The organism is Chitinophaga sp., from assembly GCF_035564935.1.
In the GTDB taxonomy this organism is placed as follows: domain Bacteria; phylum Bacteroidota; class Bacteroidia; order Chitinophagales; family Chitinophagaceae; genus Chitinophaga.
In genome coordinates this window covers 1-8,026 of sequence record NZ_DATMTE010000803.1, presented here as the reverse complement: position 1 = coordinate 8,026, position 8,026 = coordinate 1, and the positions used below count along the sequence as shown (strand labels likewise).

The window sequence follows — 8,026 nt, the reverse complement described above, 5'->3', positions numbered from 1 at the left end:
ATCAGTGTTCCAAGACAATCGCCGAAGGCGATCCCCTCCGCATGCACTATTCAATAAATCCCACCGCCACCGTAGTATTGTTGAACTCGTCGATGAGAATGAAGGCGCCATTGGCGGGGTTCTTCTCATACGGGTCTGCGAATACCGGCGCGGCTGTTTTCAGCGTGATGCGGCCGATATCGTTCAGTGTCATGGAGTGTTTGTCTGTTACCTGTACGTGATTGGTAACGTCTGTTACGTAGTTGATCTGCTGTACTTTGGCTTTCACGCGGTTTACACCGTGCTGCAAAAGATAGGTTTTACCGGAAGCAAGTGGTTGCTGGTCCATCCAGCAGATGTTGGCGCTTATTTCTTTCAGTTGCTGCGGTGTTTCGTTTATTTTCACGAGCATGTTACCGCGACTGCTGTCAATTTCGCCTTCCAGGGTGATCACAACGCTTTCACGTGCATGCGCCACCGTTAGTTGTTTCTCAAACTGTTCGATGGTTTTGATGCGGCTCTTTTGCCCGGAGGGCAGGGAAATCACTTCATCGCCTACAGCAAAGTGCCCGCTGGCTACTTTGCCTGCAAAACCACGGAAATCGTGGTGCTCAGTGGTTCTTGGGCGGATCACGCTTTGAATGGGGAAGCGGGCCGGGTGGCTGTTGTCTTCATGATCAAAAGATACCTGCTCCAGGTATTCCAGCAGGGTACTGCCGTTGTACCAGTTGATAGCGCCGGTGCGACTGGCTACGTTCTCGCCGTACAGGGAGGAGATCGGGATAAACTTCACTTCCTGTCCTTTGAATCCTGCGTTATTGAGCATTTGCTGGAAATCTTCCACTATCTGGTTAAAGCGGGCTTCGCTGTAATCAACCAGGTCCATTTTATTGACGCAAACCACCAGGTAGGGAATACGCAGGAGGTTGGCGATAAAGAAGTGACGGTGTGTTTGTTCCACGATACCCCTGCGGGCATCTATAAGGATCAGGGATACCTGTGCATTGGAGGCGCCGGTAACCATGTTGCGGGTATATTCAATATGCCCGGGGGTATCGGCAATAATGTATTTACGGGTAGGGGTGGAGAAATAGATGTGGGCTACATCTATCGTAATTCCCTGTTCGCGTTCTGCTACCAGTCCGTCGGTGAGCAACGACAGGTCGGTAAAGTCCAGTCCTTTGCGTTTGCTGGCAGCGTGGAGCGCTTCCATTTTATCTTGCGGAATAGAATTGGTATCGTATAATAAACGGCCTATTAAGGTACTTTTACCATCGTCTACACTACCGGAAGTGGCTATACGTAAAACCTCCATTATTTTTATTTTTTTGCTCTCAGCGCCGGGCGTTGAAAGCCGTGTTCAATTTAGTTAAGTGTGTGTAACAGGAAATGCTGTTAAAAGTATCCTGCCTGTTTTCTCTTTTCCATGGCGGCTTCAGAGCGTTTGTCGTCTATACGTGCGCCACGTTCGGAGATCTTTGCTTCCATGATTTCGGCAATGATGTCTTCCAGTTTATCTGCTTCAGATAATACAGCGGCAGTACAGGTCATATCGCCTACGGTACGGAAACGTACTTTCTGGCGGAACGGCACTTCGTCGGCAGTGGTATTGAGGAAAGAGGAGTAAGGCCAGTAAAGACCATCGCGTTCTATGATTTCCCTTTCGTGGGAGAAGTAGATAGACGGGATCTCCAGCTTTTCGCGGACGATATAGTTCCATACGTCCAGTTCTGTCCAGTTGGAGATAGGGAATACGCGAACATTTTCGCCGATATTGATTTTACCGTTGAGGATATCGAACAGTTCGGGACGTTGCATTTTGGCGTTCCATTGGCCAAATTCATCCCTTACAGAGAAGATCCTTTCTTTGGCGCGGGCTTTTTCTTCATCCCTGCGGGCGCCGCCTATGCAGGCGTCGAATTTGCCTTCTTCGATGGCATCGAGGAGGGTAACGGTTTGCAGTGCGTTCCTGCTGGCGTATTTACCGGTTTCTTCCTGGGCTTTGCCCTGGTCGATGCTGTCCTGTACATTACGGATGATAATGTCCAGTCCGAGGGTATTCACGAGCCAGTCGCGGAACTGGATGGTTTCCGGGAAGTTATGGCCGGTATCCACATGCAGCAGGGAGAAAGGTATTTTACCGGGGTAAAACGCTTTCTGTGCCAGTCGTACGAGTGTAATTGAATCCTTACCGCCGGAGAACAGCAGCACCGGTTTTTCGAACTGTGCTACTGTTTCACGAAGTATGTAAATAGCTTCATCTTCCAGTGCCTGAGGAAATTCCCAATTTATTTGATTAGTCATGGACTATAATAATTTATTCAAAAAGCTAATATTTATTATCCGTGCAGTCCGCATTCTTTCTGCGACTGTTCCCACCACCAGCGGCCGGCGCGTGGATTTTCTCCCGGTTCAATGGCGCGTGTACAGGGAGCGCAGCCGATGCTGATAAAACCTTTGTCGTGCAGCTTATTGTAAGGCACTTTATGTTGTTCCAGGTAGGCCAGTACTTCGTCGTAGCCCCAGTGGATCAGCGGGTTGAATTTGTAGAGGTGGCGGTGTTCGTCCCATTCGAGGATTTCCATGCCCTGCCTGTTTTCGGACTGTTCTGCCCGGAGGCCGGTGATCCATACTTTTACGCCTTCCAGCGCCCTGTTGAGGGGAACAATTTTGCGGATGCCGCAACATTCCTTGCGGTTTTCCACGGATTCATAAAAGCTGTTGGGTCCTTTGGAGGATACCAGTTTTTCTACTGCGGCGGTATCGGGGTAATACACTTCTACAGGCTGTTTATAACGGGCCATGGTGAGGTCCATTACATCGTATGTTTCCTGAAAGAGGCGACCCGTGTCCAGGGTAAAAACTCTAACCGGCAATTGGTTACGCCAGATAATATCTGATATTACCTGGTCTTCCTGGCCAAATGAGGTAGAGAATGCTACAGCGCCGGGATATTGTTCCAGCAGGTACTGTATGGCCTCCTCCACCGGTTTGTTGACCAGCGCGGTGGTAATGTCTGTCATGTAGATCTTCCTTATTGAATTGATATGTCTAGTGCCAGCGGAGCGATTACGGTCGTTCCTGTAACAAAAATACATAAAACCTATAAAAAAGATAGACTAATAGTGTAAAAAATTATTTCTTTTGCGAAGATGGGCCGTGGGGGCGGGAGAGAAGTTTATGTAGTCGCCGGCGGCGACTACGCGAAGGTTGTCTGACTTAGGATTACGCTGATTATGCTGATTATAATGATTGGTTAATGGATAGGACTTGCTTGGGGCTGGGATAGCGGTAGCAGTATCTGTGCTGTGCAAATGGACGGGAGGCGGAGGGAAGGTGGACTTGATCGGGAAATGCTTTACTGGAGCGAGAAAGCCGGCTTAGTGGCCGGCTTTAGTATTTTTAATCCTGATTAGCTATTCCGGGTCAGGATATCTTTCAATGTTTTATTTTCAAGGATCTTGAGAGCGGAGTCCCTTACACGGCCCATTACTTCGTTGAGGCCGCATACCGCTTCATCGCGGCAGTTTTCGCAGCGTTCGTAGTAGTTGAGGCTTACGCATGGGAGCAGCGCAATAGGGCCATCGAGCAGGCGGATGATCTTAGCCAGGGCGATCTCTTTTGGAGGCCGCATGAGGTAATATCCCCCACCTTTTCCTTTTTTACTGCCGAGGATGCCGGCATTCTTCAATTCCAGCAAAATGTTTTCCAGGAATTTGATAGAAATATTTTTTTCCTGTGCGATCTCGGATATAAGGATGGGCCCCTTATCTATATTCTCTGCCAGGTGTACTAATGCGTGAAATGCGTATTGCGTTTTTTTCGATAACATACAGACTTTTTTGCATCCCTCCACGGATGAACTTATAGTTCAGTGCTAACTTTATATTCCTGTAAAGATAAGCAGTTTTTAGCTGCCAGCAGTGAGTGGCTGGCTTTTGGCTGCCGGAAAGGGCTCCGGCCGCCAAAAGTTATCACCGCTATCCCAGGTTCAGCACGTCCCGCATGGTAAATACGCCGGTTTTGCCTTTCAGCCATTCGGCCGCTACTACGGCGCCGGCGGCAAAGCCTTCGCGGGAGTGGGCGGTGTGGGTGATGGTGATATCGTCGATAGCAGAAGTATAGTTAACGGTATGTGTGCCTGGCGCCGGATCAATCCTTTTGGAGATGATAGGCAGTGTTTCTGGCTGATCGCTGTCCTCGTTTACCCAGCCGGTTTTGCGGGTTACTGTTGCCAGTACCTGTTCTGCCAGTGTGAGGGCGGTACCGCTGGGCGCATCCTTTTTCTGGGTATGATGGATCTCTTCCATCTTCACGTTGTATTGCGGCTGGCCGGCCATGAGGGCTGCCAGTTTCTTGTTCAGTTCAAAGAAGATATTTACCCCGATGCTGAAGTTGGTGGTATGGAGGAATGCCTGGTTCTTTTCCTGGCAGAGGGCCTTTATTTCCGGCAGTTTATCCAGCCAGCCGGTGGTACCGGATACTACCGGCACATTGGCTTCGAAGCATTTTAGGATATTGTGGTAGGCTGTTTCGGGAGTGGTAAACTCGATAGCTACATCTGCCTGTGAAAGGTGTTCTTTTTCCAGCAGGTGTTTGCTGTTAATATCCACCCGGAGTATTATTTCGTGACCTTTGGCAGTGGCAATAGCATCTATTGCCTGTCCCATTTTACCATATCCGATGAGCGCTATTTTCATGACCCTTGAAAGTTGTATTTTTTAGTTGATGTGTTAGTGAAGATCAGCGGCCTGCGAAGTAACGGTTTTTTCCCTTTTTGCCGCCGAAGGAAATATTTATGCCGATGCCCAGTGTGCGGTTGTTGATCAATGTAGGGGAAACGCGCATACTGAGATCATCCGACATATCGAAATTGCGGAGGTGCGCAAATACGGTAGCGTCTATGATGTTTACGCCGTATGCCAGGATAAAGAACAATACGGAATAATCCACATATTGCCGGAACTGGTCGCGGCCCACTTTGAGCGATTCCGTATCGTAAGGTTTGGTATCCGGGCTGGTATCGTTGGTATCCGGGTTGCCGTCTACCCGGAGGCGGTAGGCATCGCGGTACAGCTTGTAGGTTTTCATGTTATCTACAAAGAAGTAAACACAGGTACCAATAGCGGCGTATGCGATGGGAATTTTCCAATATTCCTTATTGTATGCCTGTCCGAGACCCGGCACCACCGCGGAGTAAAGGGCTGCTTTACGGGGGCTGTGCGGGAGTTTGGAATCAGGAATATAGGCGCTGTCTGTGAAGATGGCTTTGTTTGCTTTTACGGTATCTGTACCAGGCGCAGGGATGGGCCGGATAAGCGTATCCATTGTTTTGGCCACCGGGCGCAGGGTATCCTGTTGTGCGTGTAATGGCGCAGCCATAGCCACTGCAACTAAGAACAATAAAGCATACCGTAGTGAATGAAATATGTATTGTGCCTTATTAGCCACCGTATAGATCTATTTTTTCCAGGATACTATCCAGCTCTTCATCCGAATAGAATTCAATTAAAATGCTGCCTTTGCCGCTTTTTCCCCTGTCCAGTTTTACTTTGGTAGAGAAGTGGGAGGCAAGTTTGTCCTGTATTTTCTGAAAAGCAGGCGGTAGTTTCACCTTGGCTTTTTGCGGATGGTTCTTGTCGGCCTGGTTGATATTCCGGGCCAGTTCTTCTGTTTGCCGTACAGACAACCCGTTTTTCAGGATTTCATTGTACAGGAAGAGTTGGTTTTCCACATTTTCCACGCCGGTGAGTACACGGGCATGGCCCATGCTGAGCTGGCCGTTGCGAACGGCTACCTGGATGTCTGGCGGCAGTTTGAGCAGGCGTATATAGTTGGTAACGGTGCTTCTTTCTTTGCCCATGCGGTCGGCCACCTGTTCCTGGGTGAGTGTGCATTCATCCATGAGTCTTTTGTAGCTGAGACCTACCTCAATGGCGTTGAGGTTTTCCCTTTGCAGGTTTTCCAGCAGGGCCAGTTCCAGGAGTTCCTGGTCGTTTACCTGGCGGATGTATGCGGGAATGTCTTTCAGTCCGGCCAGTTTACTGGCTCTCAGGCGTCTTTCCCCCGCAATGAGCTGGTATTTTTTGGCGTTGACCCTTGCCACGGTGATGGGCTGGATCACATCATGCAATTTGATGGACTGGCTTAACTCCTGTAAGGAAACTTCATCAAAGTCGCGACGCGGCTGTTTCGGATTGGTTACAATCAGATCCAGTGATATGCGTTCAATGCCTGTAGCGGCAGCTACTACTTTATCACCCAGGGCGCCGGCAGTTTGCTTCAGATCTGTATCGATATTTTGAAGCAGAGAGCGGATGCCTTTACCCAACGCTTCTTTCTTACTTGGATTGGTCATCGTTTATAGCTAGGATTTTGTCTTTAGATGTAATTTTGGTGAAGTTATGTTTTTGCAGGATTTCTTTGGCCAGGTTCAGGTAATTGATAGCACCTGTGCTGGCAGCATCGTACATAATAACGGATTTACCGAAACTGGGGGCTTCTCCCAGTTTGGTGTTACGGTGAATGATGGTGTTGAACACGCTTTCTTCAAAGTGTTGTTTTACTTCATCCACTACCTGGTTGCTGAGGCGCAGGCGGCCATCGTACATGGTCATCAGGATGCCTTCAATTTCCAGTTCTATATTCAGGCGGCTTTGCACAATTTTGATGGTATTGAGCAATTTGCCGAGACCTTCCAGGGCAAAAAATTCGCACTGAACGGGGATGATCACGGAGTTGGATGCCACCAGGGCGTTTACCGTGATGAGGCCCAGGGAGGGGGAGCAGTCAACGATCACGAAGTCGTAATCTGCTTCCACGGAGTCGATCACCTGTTTCATCACTCTTTCCCGGTTAGGGTGATTGATGAGTTCCAGTTCAGCGCCTACAAGGTCAATATGAGAAGGCAATACCTTCAGGTTGGGAGTATCTGATTCCAGGATCACATCTTTGGCCTGCACATCGTTCACCATACAATCGTACAAGCTCTGCTGCACATTGCGCAGGTCGAAACCCAGCCCTGTGGTGCTGTTTGCCTGCGGGTCGGCGTCAACCAGCAGTGTCTTAAATTCCAGCACAGCCAGGCTGCTTGCCAGGTTTATTGCACTTGTAGTTTTTCCTACGCCACCTTTCTGGTTAGCGATCGCGATTATTCTAGCCATTGTGTAATTTAAAAATTCAAAGGTTATTTATAGGATAAAGGATAAATCAGCAATGATCACTTCTTCCTCAAACCTCTATGGTACTACCTATTTCGGGTAGTATCAATTCAAGCCCGGCATCAATAAACTGCATTTTTGCTTCGTTGGTATCAATCTTAACGTAGCCGAAAGTGTTGTAGTGTACGCCGATTATTTTATCACATTCTATCATTTCAGCGGCCGAAATGGCATCTTCAATACCCATTGTGAAATTATCACCGATAGGTAATACGGCAAAATCCAGGGAGGAAACACCTGGTATCAGCTCCATATCCAATGTAAGCGCAGTATCACCTGAATAATAAAAGTTTCCTTCGTCCGTCATAAATATAAAGCCCATCGGGTTACCTCCGTAAGCGCCATCGGGTAAACAGCTGGAGTGTTGTGCCACTACGCATTTTACCGTTCCGAACTCAAACTTCCATTTACCACCGGTATTCATGGGATGTAATTTTTCTATCCCCTGTTTACCTGCCCAGGTCACTATTTCAAAATTAGATACTACAGTGGCATTGGTCCGTTTTGCCAGGGCTACCAGGTCGGCCGTATGATCTTCATGCCCGTGTGAAACAAAGATATAATCCGCCTTTATGGCATTGATATCTATCTTAGCCGCCAGTTCATTATGGGTGATGAAAGGATCAAAAAGGATCGTTTTCCCCATAATCTCCACTGCAAAACAGGAATGTCCGTAGCAAGTATACTTCATAATCAGTCCATTTGAATAATTCACGACAACTTCAGGGGAGATTATTCTCCGGCATCCGTTATTAATCTACACCTATATCTAAAAGTAACTTTATTAAAAGTAGCGTAATCGGACAAAAATACAACGATTACCTAAA

At 48.1% G+C, this 8,026-nt stretch carries 9 protein-coding genes; all 9 read right to left on the bottom strand.

Going from position 1 to position 8,026, the window contains the following annotated elements; all coding sequences use genetic code 11:
• Positions 1 to 46: 46 nt before the first annotated feature.
• The 9 genes from VN105_RS20945 to VN105_RS20905 all read right to left on the bottom strand — a co-directional run bounded on the left by VN105_RS20945 (position 47) and on the right by VN105_RS20905 (position 7,890).
• Complete coding sequence (locus VN105_RS20945) at positions 47 to 1,294, bottom strand: sulfate adenylyltransferase subunit 1 (protein WP_325643849.1); 1,248 nt, start codon at positions 1,292 to 1,294, stop codon at positions 47 to 49.
• A gap of 80 nt (positions 1,295 to 1,374) precedes the next feature.
• Positions 1,375 to 2,283, bottom strand: a complete 909-nt coding sequence (gene cysD, locus VN105_RS20940; protein ID WP_209863810.1) for a sulfate adenylyltransferase subunit CysD — start codon at positions 2,281 to 2,283, stop codon at positions 1,375 to 1,377.
• A gap of 35 nt (positions 2,284 to 2,318) precedes the next feature.
• Positions 2,319 to 3,002 (bottom strand): phosphoadenylyl-sulfate reductase, encoded by a 684-nt coding sequence (locus VN105_RS20935; protein ID WP_325643845.1) that lies wholly within the window; start codon positions 3,000 to 3,002, stop codon positions 2,319 to 2,321.
• 389 nt (positions 3,003 to 3,391) lie between these two features.
• Positions 3,392 to 3,811, bottom strand: a complete 420-nt coding sequence (locus tag VN105_RS20930) for an Rrf2 family transcriptional regulator (RefSeq protein ID WP_325643843.1) — start codon at positions 3,809 to 3,811, stop codon at positions 3,392 to 3,394.
• 148 nt (positions 3,812 to 3,959) lie between these two features.
• The gene (gene dapB / locus VN105_RS20925) at positions 3,960 to 4,679 is read right to left on the bottom strand and encodes a 4-hydroxy-tetrahydrodipicolinate reductase (protein WP_325643841.1); all 720 of its coding nucleotides are present in this window, start codon (positions 4,677 to 4,679) and stop codon (positions 3,960 to 3,962) included.
• 43 nt (positions 4,680 to 4,722) lie between these two features.
• On the bottom strand, positions 4,723 to 5,361 hold the full coding sequence (locus tag VN105_RS20920) for a DUF5683 domain-containing protein (protein WP_325643839.1): 639 nt from the start codon (positions 5,359 to 5,361) through the stop codon (positions 4,723 to 4,725).
• 61 nt (positions 5,362 to 5,422) lie between these two features.
• Positions 5,423 to 6,337, bottom strand: a complete 915-nt coding sequence (locus VN105_RS20915) for a ParB/RepB/Spo0J family partition protein (protein ID WP_325643837.1) — start codon at positions 6,335 to 6,337, stop codon at positions 5,423 to 5,425.
• Positions 6,321 to 7,142 (bottom strand): AAA family ATPase, encoded by an 822-nt coding sequence (locus VN105_RS20910; protein WP_325643835.1) that lies wholly within the window; start codon positions 7,140 to 7,142, stop codon positions 6,321 to 6,323. Before VN105_RS20910 ends, VN105_RS20915 begins: the two co-directional genes overlap by 17 nt.
• Before the next feature lie 67 nt (positions 7,143 to 7,209).
• Entirely contained in the window at positions 7,210 to 7,890 is a 681-nt protein-coding gene (locus VN105_RS20905) for a metal-dependent hydrolase (RefSeq protein WP_325643833.1), read from the bottom strand.
• Positions 7,891 to 8,026 lie beyond the last annotated feature (136 nt).